Source organism: Allobosea sp. TAF32, assembly GCF_052113585.1.
GTDB lineage: Bacteria > Pseudomonadota > Alphaproteobacteria > Rhizobiales > Beijerinckiaceae > Allobosea.
Genome location: NZ_JBFRDM010000010.1, coordinates 25,417 through 39,330 on the forward strand (window position 1 = coordinate 25,417; position 13,914 = coordinate 39,330).

14 protein-coding genes are annotated in these 13,914 nt (G+C 66.6%); 11 read left to right on the top strand and 3 right to left on the bottom strand.

The genetic code is table 11. The features are described 5' to 3' along the window. Positions 1-65: 65 nt before the first annotated feature. Together AB4Z16_RS22465 and AB4Z16_RS22470 are read right to left on the bottom strand one after the other, a co-directional pair. Complete coding sequence (locus AB4Z16_RS22465) at positions 66-731, bottom strand: GntR family transcriptional regulator (RefSeq protein WP_441513547.1); 666 nt, start codon at positions 729-731, stop codon at positions 66-68. 52 nt (positions 732-783) lie between these two features. Continuing rightward, positions 784-2,175, bottom strand: coding sequence for a flagellar biosynthesis protein FlgA (locus tag AB4Z16_RS22470; RefSeq protein ID WP_441513548.1), 1,392 nt, complete (start codon positions 2,173-2,175; stop codon positions 784-786). Between the two features lie 154 nt (positions 2,176-2,329). Here AB4Z16_RS22470 and AB4Z16_RS22475 point away from each other — a divergent pair, with 154 nt between their 5' ends. The 6 genes from AB4Z16_RS22475 to pcaF all read left to right on the top strand — a co-directional run bounded on the left by AB4Z16_RS22475 (position 2,330) and on the right by pcaF (position 8,885). After that, entirely contained in the window at positions 2,330-3,364 is a 1,035-nt protein-coding gene (locus tag AB4Z16_RS22475) for a 4-hydroxythreonine-4-phosphate dehydrogenase PdxA (protein WP_441513549.1), read from the top strand. A 75-nt stretch (positions 3,365-3,439) separates the two neighbouring features. Continuing rightward, entirely contained in the window at positions 3,440-4,435 is a 996-nt protein-coding gene (locus AB4Z16_RS22480; protein WP_441513550.1) for a Bug family tripartite tricarboxylate transporter substrate binding protein, read from the top strand. Positions 4,436-4,564: 129 nt separating this feature from the next. After that, a complete protein-coding gene (locus AB4Z16_RS22485; protein WP_441513551.1) occupies positions 4,565-5,053 on the top strand; it encodes a tripartite tricarboxylate transporter TctB family protein in 489 nt (162 codons plus the stop codon). 19 nt (positions 5,054-5,072) lie between these two features. Next, positions 5,073-6,584 (top strand): tripartite tricarboxylate transporter permease, encoded by a 1,512-nt coding sequence (locus tag AB4Z16_RS22490; RefSeq protein WP_441513552.1) that lies wholly within the window; start codon positions 5,073-5,075, stop codon positions 6,582-6,584. 52 nt (positions 6,585-6,636) lie between these two features. After that, complete coding sequence (locus AB4Z16_RS22495; RefSeq protein ID WP_441513553.1) at positions 6,637-7,554, top strand: dihydrodipicolinate synthase family protein; 918 nt, start codon at positions 6,637-6,639, stop codon at positions 7,552-7,554. A gap of 122 nt (positions 7,555-7,676) precedes the next feature. After that, complete coding sequence (gene pcaF / locus AB4Z16_RS22500; RefSeq protein ID WP_441513554.1) at positions 7,677-8,885, top strand: 3-oxoadipyl-CoA thiolase; 1,209 nt, start codon at positions 7,677-7,679, stop codon at positions 8,883-8,885. A 50-nt stretch (positions 8,886-8,935) separates the two neighbouring features. Here pcaF and AB4Z16_RS22505 read toward each other — a convergent pair whose 3' ends face one another. Continuing rightward, a complete protein-coding gene (locus AB4Z16_RS22505) occupies positions 8,936-9,409 on the bottom strand; it encodes a hypothetical protein (protein WP_441513555.1) in 474 nt (157 codons plus the stop codon). Positions 9,410-9,626: 217 nt separating this feature from the next. Here AB4Z16_RS22505 and AB4Z16_RS22510 point away from each other — a divergent pair, with 217 nt between their 5' ends. The 5 genes from AB4Z16_RS22510 to ccoP all read left to right on the top strand — a co-directional run bounded on the left by AB4Z16_RS22510 (position 9,627) and on the right by ccoP (position 13,914). Further along, positions 9,627-10,283, top strand: coding sequence for a helix-turn-helix domain-containing protein (locus tag AB4Z16_RS22510; protein WP_441513556.1), 657 nt, complete (start codon positions 9,627-9,629; stop codon positions 10,281-10,283). A 183-nt stretch (positions 10,284-10,466) separates the two neighbouring features. After that, complete coding sequence (gene ccoN / locus AB4Z16_RS22515; protein WP_441513705.1) at positions 10,467-12,080, top strand: cytochrome-c oxidase, cbb3-type subunit I; 1,614 nt, start codon at positions 10,467-10,469, stop codon at positions 12,078-12,080. A gap of 12 nt (positions 12,081-12,092) precedes the next feature. After that, the gene (ccoO, locus tag AB4Z16_RS22520) at positions 12,093-12,857 is read left to right on the top strand and encodes a cytochrome-c oxidase, cbb3-type subunit II (RefSeq protein WP_441513557.1); all 765 of its coding nucleotides are present in this window, start codon (positions 12,093-12,095) and stop codon (positions 12,855-12,857) included. An 11-nt stretch (positions 12,858-12,868) separates the two neighbouring features. Next, the gene (locus tag AB4Z16_RS22525) at positions 12,869-13,024 is read left to right on the top strand and encodes a cbb3-type cytochrome c oxidase subunit 3 (RefSeq protein ID WP_441513558.1); all 156 of its coding nucleotides are present in this window, start codon (positions 12,869-12,871) and stop codon (positions 13,022-13,024) included. A gap of 2 nt (positions 13,025-13,026) precedes the next feature. Next, positions 13,027-13,914, top strand: coding sequence for a cytochrome-c oxidase, cbb3-type subunit III (ccoP, locus tag AB4Z16_RS22530; protein ID WP_441513559.1), 888 nt, complete (start codon positions 13,027-13,029; stop codon positions 13,912-13,914).

The window sequence follows — 13,914 nt, forward strand, 5'->3', positions numbered from 1 at the left end:
CGCGGCGAGTTCCGCATCGCCTCGGAGGCCACCTCGCAGAAGCCCGAGACCGGCCCCTGGAGCCGCTAGAGCACCTCGCGCACGCGCAGCAAGGTCACATCCATATGACGGCCGATCGCCTCCGACAGGGCGTCGGCGTCGCGCTCGAGCAGGGCCGCCATCATCTCCTCATGCTCGGCCACCGCACCGGCCCATTTCTCCGGGCCTTCATTGCCGACGAAGCGCAGCCGCTTGATGCGCGACTGCAGGGTGGTGTGCATCTCCAGCAGTACCGCGTTGCCGGAAGCGGCGACGATGGCGCTGTGAATGGCCTGGTTCAGCTTGAAATAGTCGAGCCGGTCGCGCGTCGCGTAGAGCGCCAGCATGTCCCGGTGCATCTTGTGGATCGCTTCGATCGTGGCGTCGCTGGCCTGGGCGCAGGCGATCCGGCCGCCGAGTTGCTCCAGGCTCTTGATGACTTCGAGGATGTCGGCGAGGTCGCGCGCCGAGAACTTGCGGACGACGGCGCCCTTGGCCGGCAGGATCTCGACGAGCCCCTCACTGGCGAGCGTCTTGATCGCTTCGCGCAGCGGCGTCCGCGAGACGCCGAGCTGCGCGCCGACGAGACCCTCGTTGATGCGCTGACCGGGGGCGAGCTGCCCCTCGATGATCATGTCGCGCACCCGCTCCAGGACCTCGTCATGCAAGGTCCGCCGCGTGATCCGGGGGAAGTCGGCCGCCGTCTCGCTCATCGCTGCTCCATTGTCTTCGGCTGCTCCGTTACGGCACGCGGCGTCAGTGCTGTCAAACCGCGGCGAAGAGTGCGTCCTGGCGGTGTCGCATCGCCAGCAGCCCGGAATCCCCGCCGATCTCGACATCGCCGAGGCGGATCGCCTCGCCGGCCTTGACGGGGCGGACGAGCGGCCGGTCGGCGACGAGGTAGAACGGGGCAGGGCGGTCGGCTGCGAGCGGGGCGGCGGGCCGCACCTCGGCACCGATGCCGTCGATGCTGTGATGATGCCCGCCCATCTTCAGCACCGTGCCGGCGGCAAGGTCGCGCAGCGCCACCGCGACGAGATCCTGCCGTGGCCTGTAATCCCCGCCATAGCCGGAGCGGCCGAGGCCGGCGGCATCGAGGATGGAGGTGGCGACCTCGACGCCCAGCAGATGGCGGGGCAGGTAGAGCGCGCCAGTCCGGCCGCTGCGGCTGACGACATGGCCCTTGCCGGCGAGCATCTCCCAGGTCTCGGCATTGTCGCAGCGCACGACGATGAAGACGCCGCCGGCGAAGCTGGCTTCTTCCGCCAACCGCAGATGATGGAAAACGTCGATGCGCCGCGTGCCCGACATGAGGCCGCCCTCGTCGCGCTCCGCGAAGAGGTCGGCAAGCTCCGGGATACGCGCCGGCGGCGCATGGAACCCGGCGGTATCGGCAGAGAAGCCGAGCGCGTTGGCGACCAGCGTCATCTCGCAGAGATCCGGCACGGCCCGCAGCGGGAAGGCCTCGCCCAGAACGCGGGCGCGTTCAGCCGCATTGGCGACGATGGAGCGGGAGCCCGGCAGCCAGTGCTCACGCAACGCCGGGAGATGGCGGGTCACGCCGTTGCAGGCGACATCGCCGGTGGCGGCGTCGAGGACGAAATCGTATTCGCTCGACTTGCCGGCGGCGATGATGTCGAGACCAAGCACCTCGGCCCAACTCGCCAGCGCGATCAGCAGGCTCGGCTGGTCGCCGTCGACCGGCGTCACCACCACGCCCTTCTGCTGCGCCAGCCGCGCCAGCCCCGGACCGACGACGCTGTCGGCCTCCTTCGAGACCAGTGCGACATGGCGGCCGGCCTCGATCGCGGCGAGGCTGTATTGCGTCGCGCCTTCCGGGCTGCCGGTCGCCTCGACGAGCAGCTGGAAGGGCAGACCAAGGACGATGTCGAGGCTGGCGGCCGCGACGCATTTGCCGCTGTCCCAAGCCGCGCGTACTTCCGTTGCCGTCTCGCACAGGGCGATTTCGGACGGTGCGAAACCAGCGGCGGCGAAGGCGCGCCCGGCGGCTTCCGCCGACATGTCGACGGCGATGCGCGCATTGACCAGCCGCGTGCGGCGTGACTGCGCCAGATAGCTGCGGCCGAAGCTGCCGCTGCCGACGAGGCAAGTTTCGACCGGCTCGGTGATCCCGGCGTAGTGCGCGTGGAAATTCATCAGGCTCCTCCCGGCGCGGCCGATGACGGCGTGGTCCGCGCTTTTGGCGATGACTACAGCAATCCCGTTATGCTGCATACAGCATACTTGAGACGAGGCGGTGCCTGTGTTAGCGAGAGGGCCGACAAACAATTCCAGGCAGCGGAGTGCGGCCATGAGCGAGCGGATGAACGAAGCCCTGCCGGTGATCGCCGTGGCGATGGGCGATCCCTCGGGCATCAGCCCGGAGCTGACGGCCCGCATTCTCTCGGAGGCCGATCTCAGGGCTGCCGCGCGCTATGTCGTCTTCGGCGACAAGCGGCTGCTCGACCTCGGCATCAAGGATGGCGGCGCCGACCCGCAGGTTCAGGTCGTCGGGGATCGCGATGCGTTGCCGCTCGGCGACAAACCTGTCTTCGTCGACCTCGCCAACCATGATCCCGCCGATCTCAAGCGTGGCACCGCGACGCTCGCCGGCGGCAAGGCTGCGACCGAGAATTTCCGCCGAGCGCTGCAATTCGCCGCCTCCGGCAAGGCCGATGCGGTGTTCTTCACGCCGTTCAACAAGGCGGCGATGCGCTTCGCCTATCCCGGCTATGACGACGAGATCCGCTTCGTGCGCGACGCCATCGGCTTCGAAGGGGCGGCGAGCGAGTTCAACATCCTCGACAAGCTCTGGAACGCCCGCGTGACCTCGCACATCCCGCTTTCGGAGGTGGCGCAGAACATCACGCAGGAGCGCATCCTGCGGGCGCTGACCCTGGCGGACGCCAATCTGCGCGCGGCCGGCTTCAACCCGCCGCGCATCGCGGTCGCGGGCATCAATCCGCATGCCGGCGACGGCGGCAATTTCGGCCGCGACGAAATCGAGACGATCGAGCCGGCGGTTGCTGCGGCGAAGGCCAAGGGCTTCACCGTCGAGGGGCCGTTTCCCTCCGACACCGTCTTCCTGCGCGCCAAGAACGGCGATTTCGATGCCGTGCTGACCATGTATCATGACCAGGGCCAGATCGCGATGAAGCTGATCGGCTTCGACCGCGGCGTCACCCTGATCGGCGGCTTCCCCTTCCCGATCTGCACGCCGGCTCATGGCACGGCCTATGAGATTGCGGGCAAGGGCATCGCCAATCTCGGCGCGACGCGCGCGGCACTGTCGCTCGCGATCAAGATGGCTCAGGACGGAAAGGCCGGGGCGCGCGCTGCGGCCTGAATTCCCGCTGCTTTCAGTGAAGCCGCCAACAAGAGCGGCGTCGCAAAAATCCAGTTCCTAGGGAGAAAAATCATCATGAAGACCATTGCCATCTCGGCTGTATTCGCTGGCGCGATCGCGCTCGGCGGCGCCAGCGCGGCGCAGGCCTGGGAGCCGACCAAGCCGATCGAGTTCGTCGTGACCTCGGGCGCCGGCGGGGGCACCGACAATTTCGCCCGCGTGATCCAGTCGATCATTACCAAGCACAAGTTCACCGAGCAGCCGATCGTTGTGGTGAACAAGGGCGGCGGCTCCGGCGCCGAGGGCTATGTCTATGGCAAGGGCGGCAAGGGCGATCCGAACCGCGTCATCTTCGGCACCAACAACGCCTATCTGCTGCCCTATGTCGCCAAGCTCGGCTACAAGTTCACGGATCTGACACCCGTCGCCTCGCTGGCGCTCGACGAGTTCCTGCTCTGGGTGAAGGGCGACGCCCCTTATGCCGACGCCAAATCCTATATCGAGGCGGTCAAGGCCAAGCCGATGGGCTTCAAGATGGGCGGCAGCCAGTCCAAGGACACCGACCAGACGCTGACTTCGATGATCCAGGACGCGTCCGGCGTGAAGTGGATCTACGTCCCGTTCCAGGGCGGCAGCGCGGCGGCCGTGCAGCTCGCCGGCGGCCATATCGATTCCAACGTCAACAATCCCAACGAGAACATCGGCCAGTGGAAGGCGGGGCAGGTGAAGCCTCTCTGCGTCTTCTCGCCGGTCCGCCTCGCCAAGAGCGATCCGGTCTTCGAGGGCAAGGGCTGGGGCGATATCCCGACCTGCAAGGAGGCGGGCCTGCCGCTCGAGACCTTCCAGATGCCGCGCACCGTCTGGCTGCCGGCCGAGGTTCCTGCCGATGCGGTGGCCTATTATGCAGACCTTCTGGAGAAGGTCTCCAAGACGCCGGAATGGCAGGAGTTCGTGCAGCGCACCGCCCAGACCGCCCGCTTCATGAAGGGCAAGGAGCTCACCGACTTCGTCGCCAAGGACGAGGCCGCGAACAAGAAGGTCTTCGAAAACGAAGGCTGGGTCGCGAAATAAGGTGCGATCGTCATTCCCGGGCGGCGCGACGCGTCGCCCCGGGAATCTCATGACGCGAAGGCTGGTTTCCGAGATGGCCGGGTCAAGCCCGGCCATGACGTGCAAGCCCTGAAAGGGAGAACCCACCGCATGATCACCCGCTTTTGGGCCGAGATCGGGACCGCGATCCTGACGCTCGTCTTCGGGCTCGTCATCGTGAAGGGCTCGCTCGAATTCGGTATCGGCTGGGATACGTCCGGCCCGCAACCCGGCGCTTTCCCCTTCTATGCGGGTGCGCTGATCGCGCTTGCGAGCCTCGGCACGCTCGCCATGACGGTCGGCCAGCGCGTCGCCGGCAAGGCGGTACTCGCCGAGTCCTTCCTCGATGCCGAGCGCGGCAAGCGCGTGCTTTCATTCCTCCTGCCGCTGATTGCCTTCGTCGTCATCAGCGCGACGCTCGGCATGTATGTCGCGACGATCCTCTACCTCGTCTTCGCGATGCGCTTCCAGGGTGGTTATGGCTGGCTGCCGACCCTGGTCACGGCCTTTGCGACGGCGGCGTTCTTCTATTTCTCGCTCGAAAAATTCTTCCAGATCGGCCTGCTCAAAGGCCCGATCGAGCCGCTCATCGGCCTCTGAAAGCGGCGGGGATATCAGCATGGACAACGTCGCCAACCTGATGCACGGCTTCTCGGTCGCGCTCACCACACATCATATCCTGCTGATGATGGCCGGCGTGCTGCTCGGCGTGCTCGTCGGCGTCCTGCCGGGGCTCGGCGCCCCCAACGGCGTCTCGCTGCTGCTGCCGCTGACCTTTTCGATGGAGCCGGTCTCGGCGATCATCCTGCTGACCTCGCTCTATTGGGGCGCGCTCTTCGGCGGCTCGACCACCTCGATCCTGTTCAACATTCCCGGTGAGCCCTCATCGGTCGCGACGACCTTCGACGGCCACCCCATGGCCAAGCAGGGGAAGGCGACCGAGGCGCTCTCCTTCGCCTTCCTCTCGGCCGGCTTCGGCGCCATGGCCGGCGTCATCCTGATCACGCTGCTCTCCGGCTGGGTCGCGAAATTCGCGCTGCGCTTTTCCTCGCCCGAATATTTCGCCGTCTACTTCATGACCTTCGCGAGCTTCATCGGGCTCGGCGGTTCCTCGCCTTTCAAGACGGTCGTGTCGATGGCGATAGGCTTTGCGCTGGCGACCATCGGCATGGACTCCGTGTCCGGCAATGTCCGTCTCACCTTCGAGTTCGACGTTCTGCTCGCGGGCGTCAGCTTCCTGATCGCGGTGATCGGCCTGTTCGGCATCGGCGAATTGCTGCTGACCATGGAGGAGGGGCTCAAATTCGACGGCGTCGCCGCCAAGGTCCGCATCGGCGACGTGCTGCGCACCGCCGCGAAGCTGCCGCGCTACTGGCTCGCCTTGCTCCGGTCCTCGCTGATCGGCATCTGGATGGGCATTACGCCGGGCGGGCCGACCGCGGCCTCCTTCATGAGCTACGCCATGGCCAAGCGCTCCTCGCGCAACCCGGCGAAATTCGGCAAGGGCGAGCCCGAGGGCGTGATCGCGCCGGAGACGGCAGACCACGCCGCCGGCTCCGCCGCCATGCTGCCGATGCTGGCGCTCGGCATTCCCGGCTCGGCGACGGCGGCGGTGATGATGGGCGGCCTGATGATCTGGGGGCTCAACCCCGGCCCCACGCTCTTCACCGACCGGCCGGATTTCGTCTGGGGCCTGATCGCCTCGATGTATCTCGGCAACGTCGTCGCGGTGGTGATCGTGCTGGCGACGGTGCCGCTCTTCGCCTCGATCCTGCGCATCCCCTTCTCGATCATCGGGCCGATCATCGTGGTGATCTGCTTCATCGGCGCCTATACCGCCGCGAGCAAGGAGTTCGACATCTGGCTCGCGCTGATCTTCGGGCTCGTCGGCTATGTCTTCAAGAAGCTCGATTATCCGATCGCGCCGCTGGTGCTGGCCATGGTCATCGGCGACAAGGCCGAGGACGCATTCCGCCAGTCGATGATCTTCAGCCAGGGCTCGCTCTCGATCTTCTGGTCGAACCCGCTGGTCTCGACGCTGATGTCGATCGGGCTCGCGCTTCTGGTGCTGCCCGTTGTCGGCAGCATCGCTCGCCGCTTGCGTGGCACCAAGGCCGCCAGAACCGTCTGACGGCCGTATCGCCCCTTCGAATGCCGCCCTGTCCGCCATACGAGATGACGCCATGACCGAACCCTACAAGGGCATCCTGCCGATCGCGCCGACCATCTTCCACGACAATGGCGATCTCGATAGCGAGGGCAACAGGCGCGTCATGGACCTGATGGTCGATCAGGGCGTCGACGGCATCTGCATCCTCGCCAACTTCTCGGAGCAGTTCCTGCTGACCGACGAGGAGCGCGATCAGGTCATGCGGCTCTCGCTCGAGCAGGTCGCCGGCCGCGTGCCGGTCATCGTCACCACCTCGCATTTCTCGACGCGCATCGCCGCCGCCCGCGCGAAGGCGGCGGCCGATGCCGGCGCAAAAATGCTGATGATGATGCCGCCCTATCACGGCGCGCTGCTCAAGGCCGACGAGCAGGGCATGATCGAGCATTTCAAGGCTGTCACTGACGCCTGCGGCTTGCCCGTCATCCTGCAGGACGCGCCGCTCTCCGGCGTCACCATGACAGTGCCCTTCATGATCCGGCTGGCGAAGGAGGTTCCGCTCGTCCGCTATTTCAAGATCGAGGTGCCCGGCACGGCGAACAAGCTGCGCGCACTGATCGAGGCGGGCGGCGACGCCGTCGTCGGCCCCTTCGACGGCGAGGAGGCGATCACGCTGATGGCCGATCTCGACGCCGGCGCGACCGGCACCATGACATCGGCCATGATCCCGGACCTGATCAAGCCGATCCTCGCCGCCCATGCGGCCGGGGACCGCAAGCAGGCGGCGGCGCTCTATGCCCGCGTGCTGCCGATCATCAACTACGAGAACCGCCAGTGCGGCCTGCGCTCGGCCAAGGCGGTGATGAAGGAAGGCGGCGTGATCAAGTCGGAGGCCGTGCGCCACCCGCTGACGCCGCTGCACCCGAAGACTCGCGAGGGCCTGATCGAACTCGCGCGCGAGCTGGATCCTCTGGCGCTGCGCTGGGGCAAGTGAGACCGGCGAAGCGGCGGGCGCAACTGCGCGCCGCTTCGTCTTTACAAAGCGCGGAGGGGCAGCGAGAACACCCGACTGACGGCCGGGCCTGAAGCACGGCGACAGAGGGGAAGTTCCCGACGATGAGCGACGCTTTCATCTGCGGCTATGTCCGCACGCCGATCGGCCGTTTCGGCGGTTCCCTGTCCTCTGTGCGGGCGGATGATCTCGGCGCCGTGCCGCTGAAGGCCCTGGTCGAGCGCTACGCGGGCGTCGATTTTGCTGCAGTGGACGATGTGATCTTCGGCTGCGCCAATCAGGCGGGCGAGGACAACCGCAATGTCGCGCGCATGTCGCTGCTGCTCGCCGGCCTCCCCAAGGAGGTGCCGGGCACGACGATGAACCGGCTCTGCGGTTCGGGGATGGACGCCGTCATCACCGCGGCCCGCGCGATCAAGGCGGGCGAGGCCGAACTGATGATCGCGGGCGGCGTCGAGAGCATGTCGCGCGCGCCCTTCGTGCTGCCCAAGGCCGACAGCGCCTTCTCGCGCCATGCCGAAATCCACGACACCACGATCGGCTGGCGCTTCGTCAATCCGCTGATGAAGCAGCAATACGGCGTCGATTCAATGCCTGAGACCGGCGAGAACGTCGCCGCCGATTGCAACATCAGCCGCGCCGATCAGGATGCCTTCGCCCTGCGCTCGCAGCTCAAGGCGGTCGCTGCCCAGCAGAATGGCCGCCTCGGCAAGGAGATCGTGCCGGTCGTGATCCCGCAGCGGAAGGGCGATGCCATCCGCGTCGAGAGCGACGAGCATCCGCGCGGTGACACCACGCTGGAGAAGCTCGCCAAGCTGCCGACGCCCTTCCGCAAGGAAGGCGGCACCGTCACCGCCGGTAATGCCTCCGGCGTCAACGACGGCGCCGCGGCGCTGATCATCGCCTCGGAGAAGGCCGCGGCGAAATACGGCCTGACCCCGCTGGCGCGCGTCGTCGGTGGCGCCGCGGGCGGCGTCGCGCCGCGCGTGATGGGGCTGGGGCCGATCCCGGCGACCCGCAGGCTCTGCGAGCGTCTGGGGCTGAAACCGACCGATTTCGACATCGTCGAGCTCAACGAGGCCTTCGCCTCCCAGGGCATCGCGGTTCTCCGCGATCTCGGCATCGCCGAGGACGGCGCGCATGTGAACCCCAATGGCGGGGCGATCGCGCTCGGCCATCCGCTCGGCATGTCCGGAGCCCGCATCGCCGGCACCGCCGCGCTCGAATTGTCGCTGACCGGCAAGCAGCGTGCGCTGGCCACCATGTGCATCGGCGTCGGCCAGGGCATCGCCATCGCGCTGGAGCGGGTCTGACCGCCGGGTTTGCGCCGCCCTGGAGCGGCGCCAGGCCGGATTGAGACAGGTCAATTCCAGGGTGCGGGCTCCATCCGGGCCCGCCCCAGAACCATCACGCGATCGACCTGGAAGCCCGAGCGCTGCAGTGCGTCGTGGTCCTGCGGCCAGGCGGCCGAGCGCTCCAGCGAGATCGAGATCCGGGGCAGGCCAAGCTCGACAGCGAGCTGATTGGCAAAGCGCAGCAGCGCATCGACCAGATGCGTCCCCGGTAAGCGCAGCATCGCCAGCTCGAAGATTTCGAGCGTGGTTCCGCCACTGATGGTCTGTGCGACGCGGAAGGTGAACAGGGCATGCGGCATGCCGCGGCCATCGCGCAGGGCAAAGACGCCCCGCGGCCTTGCGCCGTCCTGCGAATGCTCGCGCACGAAGGCGGCCCAGTCGTTGGGCGTTACCTCCGGATGCAGCATGGCGACGAGGCCATAGACGGCGTCGGCTCCGGCCGGCGCGATGCGCGCGACCTCGAAGATGTCATCGCCGGTCACGTGCGGCTCTCCCGATTTTCTGCGGCGCACGGTGGTTGCGGGGGCGATGTTGTCGCATTGATCTGGATCAATTTCGCCGACTAGGGTGCCGAGCGTGCTTTGTGACCCTGCTCGCCTCGGCTATGGTCGCTTCGACAAGCGGGAAGATGCGATCGTGAACTGTCACCCTTCGGCCTGTAGCACTGCGAACCGTGGCGAGGGCAATTGCCGCAGTTGCATGGTTCGCCTGGTGAGCGTCTGCGCGTCGCTTTCCGACGACGAGCTGGCGCTGCTTGAATCCCTGGCGCACCCCACGCATTTCGCCTCTGGCGAGACGCTGTTTACGCAGGGGCGCGAGGCTCACTCCGTCTACAATGTCACCGCCGGCGTGGTGCGCCTCTACAAGCTGCTGTCGGACGGTCGTCGCCAGGTCGTCGGCTTCGCCCTGCCGGGGGATTTCCTCGGGCTCGCCATGCGCGATGCCTATGGCTTCTCCGCTGATGCGATCGGCGACGTCGCGGCCTGCGCCTTCTCGCGCGGCGCTTATACCGCGCTGGTCGACGCCAAGCCGCATCTGCTGAAGCGCCTCCACGAATTCGCCACCCACGAGCTGACGCTTGCCCACGAGCAGATGATGCTCCTCGGGCGGCGCACCGCCGAAGAGAAGCTGATCTGTTTCCTGCTCGGCATGCAGCAGCGCTGGGCGCGCCTGGGCAAGCCTTCGGTCACGGTGCCGCTGCCGATGACGCGGCAGGACATCGCCGATTTTCTCGGCCTCACCATAGAGACGGTCAGCCGTACCTTCACCCGCCTCGCCAAGGACAAGACGATCCTGATCGTGCCGGGCGGTGTGCGCGTGATGAATCCCGAGCGGATGAACGCAGTCGCGGCCTGAGGCCTGCGCGCTCTCGTCGCAATCCGCCGCCCGCTCCGCTTGACCTGAATCAACGCCCGGCCTCAGGCCGCCCGCTAAGCCTCCCGTTCATGGCGCGCTCATGCGCCGGCGACCAAGCGGGAGTCGAATGTGACGGCAACGGCAAGCCAAGTCAGGCAGGCGACTGTCGGCGAAATGATAGGCATGCTGATCGCGGCGGCCTGCGTGCTGCCGCTGATCGTGATCTCGGCACTGGCCGAAAACTCCGGCTACGCCTTCCATGCCATGTTAGGCGTCGTGGCGGCTGCGGCCAGCGTGATCCTGATCGCCAACCGCTGTTTCGACGGCACGCCTGCGGCCGAGCCGCAGGAGCTCGACGGCAAGCCGAACTACAACATGGAGCCGGTCAAGTTCGCGACCATCGCCGCGATGGTCTGGGGCATCGCCGGCTTCACGGTCGGGCTGCTCATCGCCTCGCAGCTGGCCTTCCCCGATCTCAATTTCGATCTGCCCTGGATCAATTTCGGCCGGATGCGGCCGCTGCACACCTCGGCCGTGATCTTCGCCTTCGGCGGCAACGTGCTGATCGGCACCTCGTTCTACGTCGTGCAGCGCACCTGCCGCGCGCGGCTGGCCGGCACGCTTTCGCCCTGGTTCGTCGTCCTCGGCTACAACCTCTTCATCGTCATCGCCGGCACGGGCTATCTGCTGGGGATCACCCAGGGCAAGGAATACGCCGAGCCCGAATGGTATGCCGACCTCTGGCTGACCATCGTCTGGGTCGTCTACCTCTTGGTCTTCCTCGGCACGGTGATGAAGCGCAAGGAGCCGCATATCTATGTGGCGAACTGGTTCTATCTCGGCTTCATCCTGACCATCGCGGTCCTGCATATCGGCAACAACGTCGCCATGCCGGTCTCGATCCTGTCGCCGAAATCCTACGGCCTGTGGTCGGGCGTGCAGGATGCGATGTTCCAGTGGTGGTACGGCCATAACGCGGTCGGCTTCTTCCTTACCGCCGGCTTCCTCGCGATCATGTACTACTTCGTGCCCAAGCGCGCGGAGCGGCCGATCTACAGCTACCGGCTCTCGATCATCCACTTCTGGGCCCTGATCTTCATCTACATCTGGGCCGGCCCGCACCACCTCCACTACACCGCGCTGCCGGACTGGGCGCAGACCCTGGGCATGACCTTCTCGATCATGCTGTGGATGCCCTCCTGGGGCGGCATGATCAACGGCATCATGACCCTGTCGGGCGCTTGGGACCGGCTGCGCACCGACCCCGTGCTGCGGATGATGGTGGTCTCGCTCGCCTTCTACGGCATGTCGACCTTCGAAGGCCCGCTGATGTCGATCAAGGCGGTGAACGGCCTGTCGCACTACACCGACTGGACCATCGGCCACGTCCATTCCGGCGCGCTCGGCTGGGTCGCCTACATTTCCTTCGGCGCGATCTACTGCCTCGTGCCCTGGCTGTGGAACCGCAAGGGGCTCTACTCGCTCAAGCTGGTGAGCTGGCACTTCTGGATCTCGACGCTCGGCATCGTCTTCTACATCTCGGCGATGTGGGTTTCCGGCATCCTCCAGGGCCTGATGTGGCGCGCCTACACTTCGCTCGGCTTCCTCGAATACTCCTTCATCGAGACCGTCGCCGCGATGCACCCCTTCTATGTGATCCGCGCATTGGGCGGCGCCCTGTTCCTGATCGGCGCGCTGATCATGTCCTTCAACCTCTGGATGACCGTGCGCTCCGAGAGCGCGGCCGAGATGCCGCTCTCCGACGAGGCGCCGGCGCCGCTGGCCATGGCCGTCTGAGGAGCATCCGGAATGACGAGCATCGAACACAAGCCCGCGCGCCGGTCGCTCTGGGCCAAGCACAAGATATTCGAGACCAACTCGATCATCCTGGTCATCGGCGTGCTGCTGGTGATCTCGGTCGGCGGCCTGGTTGAGATCGCCCCGCTCTTCTACCTGAAGAACACGATCGAGACCGTGCAGGGCATGCGCCCCTACACCCCGCTCGAACTGGCCGGCCGATCCATCTATGTCCGCGAGGGCTGCTACAACTGCCACAGCCAGATGATCCGGCCGCTGCGCGACGAGGTCGAGCGCTACGGGCATTACTCGCTCGCGGCCGAGAGCATGTACGACAAGCCCTTCCAGTGGGGCTCGAAGCGGACGGGGCCTGACCTCGCCCGCGTCGGCGGCAAGTACTCCGACGAGTGGCAGCGGGCGCATCTCGCCGAGCCGCGCGCGGTCGTCCCGCAGTCGATCATGCCGGGCTATCCCTTCCTGGCGAAGGCCGAGCTGAACTACAACGACATCGCCGACGAGCTGCGCGCCAACCGCGCCGGCGGCGTGCCCTACACCGACGAGATGATCGCGCAGGCGCAGAGCGACCTGAAGGCGCAGGCGACGCCGGACCATCCCGGCCAGTCCGATCTGGAGAAGCGCTATCCGCGGGTGCAGTCGCGTGATTTCGACGGCAACCCCCAGCGCATCACCGAAGCCGACGCCCTGATCRCCTATCTCCAGGCGCTCGGCACGCTCGTCGACTTCAAGCTCTACGACGACAAGGCCAACATCCGCTGAGCGAGGCTGCCATGCAAACGACCTATCACTGGCTCGCCGGCTTCGCCCAGTCCGCTGGCCTGATCTACTTCGTCGCCGTCTTCCTCGGCGTCTGCCTCTACGCCTTCTGGCCGAAGAACCGCGCCCGCTTCGAGCAAGCCGCGCTCAATCCGCTGCGCGAGGACTGACCATGGACCAGAACAAGCACGACGCCCCGCATATCGACCCTCACACCGGCATCGCCACGACCGGTCATGAATGGGACGGCATCCGCGAGCTCAACACCCCGCTGCCCCGCTGGTGGCTTGGCATCTTCTACGCCACCATCGTCTGGGCCTTCGGCTACTGGATCGTCTACCCGGCCTGGCCGCTGCTGACCGACGCCACCAAGGGCGTGATCGGCTATGCCAGCCGGGCCGATATCAGCGCGGACATGGCCCAACTGAAGGCTCAGCGTGCTGTCCAGGCCGCGGGCATGGCCGACGCCACGCCCGCGCAGATCAAGGCCGATGCGGCGCTGTTCCAGATCGCGATGGCGCAGGGAAAGGCGGCCTTCGGCGACAACTGCGCCGCCTGCCACGGCGTCGGCGGCGCCGGGGGCAAGGGCTATCCCAATCTGAACGACGACGACTGGCTCTGGGGCGGTTCGCTCGACGCGATCATGCAGACGCTGCGCCATGGCGTCCGCGTCGCCGGCAATGACGAGACGCGTGTGAGCCAGATGCCGGCCTTCGGCCGCGACGGCATGCTCAAGCGCGACGAGATCAACGCTGTCGCCAACCATGTCCGCGAGCTCGCCGGCCTGTCGACCGAGCCGAAGGCCAACCTGGCGCTTGGGCGCAAGCTCTTCGCCGACAACTGCGCCGCCTGTCACGGCCCCGCCGGCAAGGGCAACCAGGAACTGGGCGCGCCCAACCTGACCGACGCGATCAGCCTTTACGGCATGGACATGGCCTCGCTCACCGAGACCATCACCAACAGCCGGGGCGGCGTGATGCCGGCCTGGGGCGGCCGCCTCGACGAGCCCACGCTGAAGGCGCTGACCGTCTACGTCCATTCGCTGGGGGGAGGGCAGTAG

Coding starts and splice junctions, on each gene's coding strand:
- AB4Z16_RS22465 (WP_441513547.1), bottom strand. CDS start 731: ATGAGCGAGACGGCGGCCGACTTCCCCCGGATCACGCGGCGGACCTTG.
- AB4Z16_RS22470 (WP_441513548.1), bottom strand. CDS start 2,175: ATGAATTTCCACGCGCACTACGCCGGGATCACCGAGCCGGTCGAAACT.
- AB4Z16_RS22475 (WP_441513549.1), top strand. CDS start 2,330: ATGAGCGAGCGGATGAACGAAGCCCTGCCGGTGATCGCCGTGGCGATG.
- AB4Z16_RS22480 (WP_441513550.1), top strand. CDS start 3,440: ATGAAGACCATTGCCATCTCGGCTGTATTCGCTGGCGCGATCGCGCTC.
- AB4Z16_RS22485 (WP_441513551.1), top strand. CDS start 4,565: ATGATCACCCGCTTTTGGGCCGAGATCGGGACCGCGATCCTGACGCTC.
- AB4Z16_RS22490 (WP_441513552.1), top strand. CDS start 5,073: ATGGACAACGTCGCCAACCTGATGCACGGCTTCTCGGTCGCGCTCACC.
- AB4Z16_RS22495 (WP_441513553.1), top strand. CDS start 6,637: ATGACCGAACCCTACAAGGGCATCCTGCCGATCGCGCCGACCATCTTC.
- pcaF (WP_441513554.1), top strand. CDS start 7,677: ATGAGCGACGCTTTCATCTGCGGCTATGTCCGCACGCCGATCGGCCGT.
- AB4Z16_RS22510 (WP_441513556.1), top strand. CDS start 9,627: ATGGTTCGCCTGGTGAGCGTCTGCGCGTCGCTTTCCGACGACGAGCTG.
- ccoN (WP_441513705.1), top strand. CDS start 10,467: ATGCTGATCGCGGCGGCCTGCGTGCTGCCGCTGATCGTGATCTCGGCA.
- AB4Z16_RS22525 (WP_441513558.1), top strand. CDS start 12,869: ATGCAAACGACCTATCACTGGCTCGCCGGCTTCGCCCAGTCCGCTGGC.
- ccoP (WP_441513559.1), top strand. CDS start 13,027: ATGGACCAGAACAAGCACGACGCCCCGCATATCGACCCTCACACCGGC.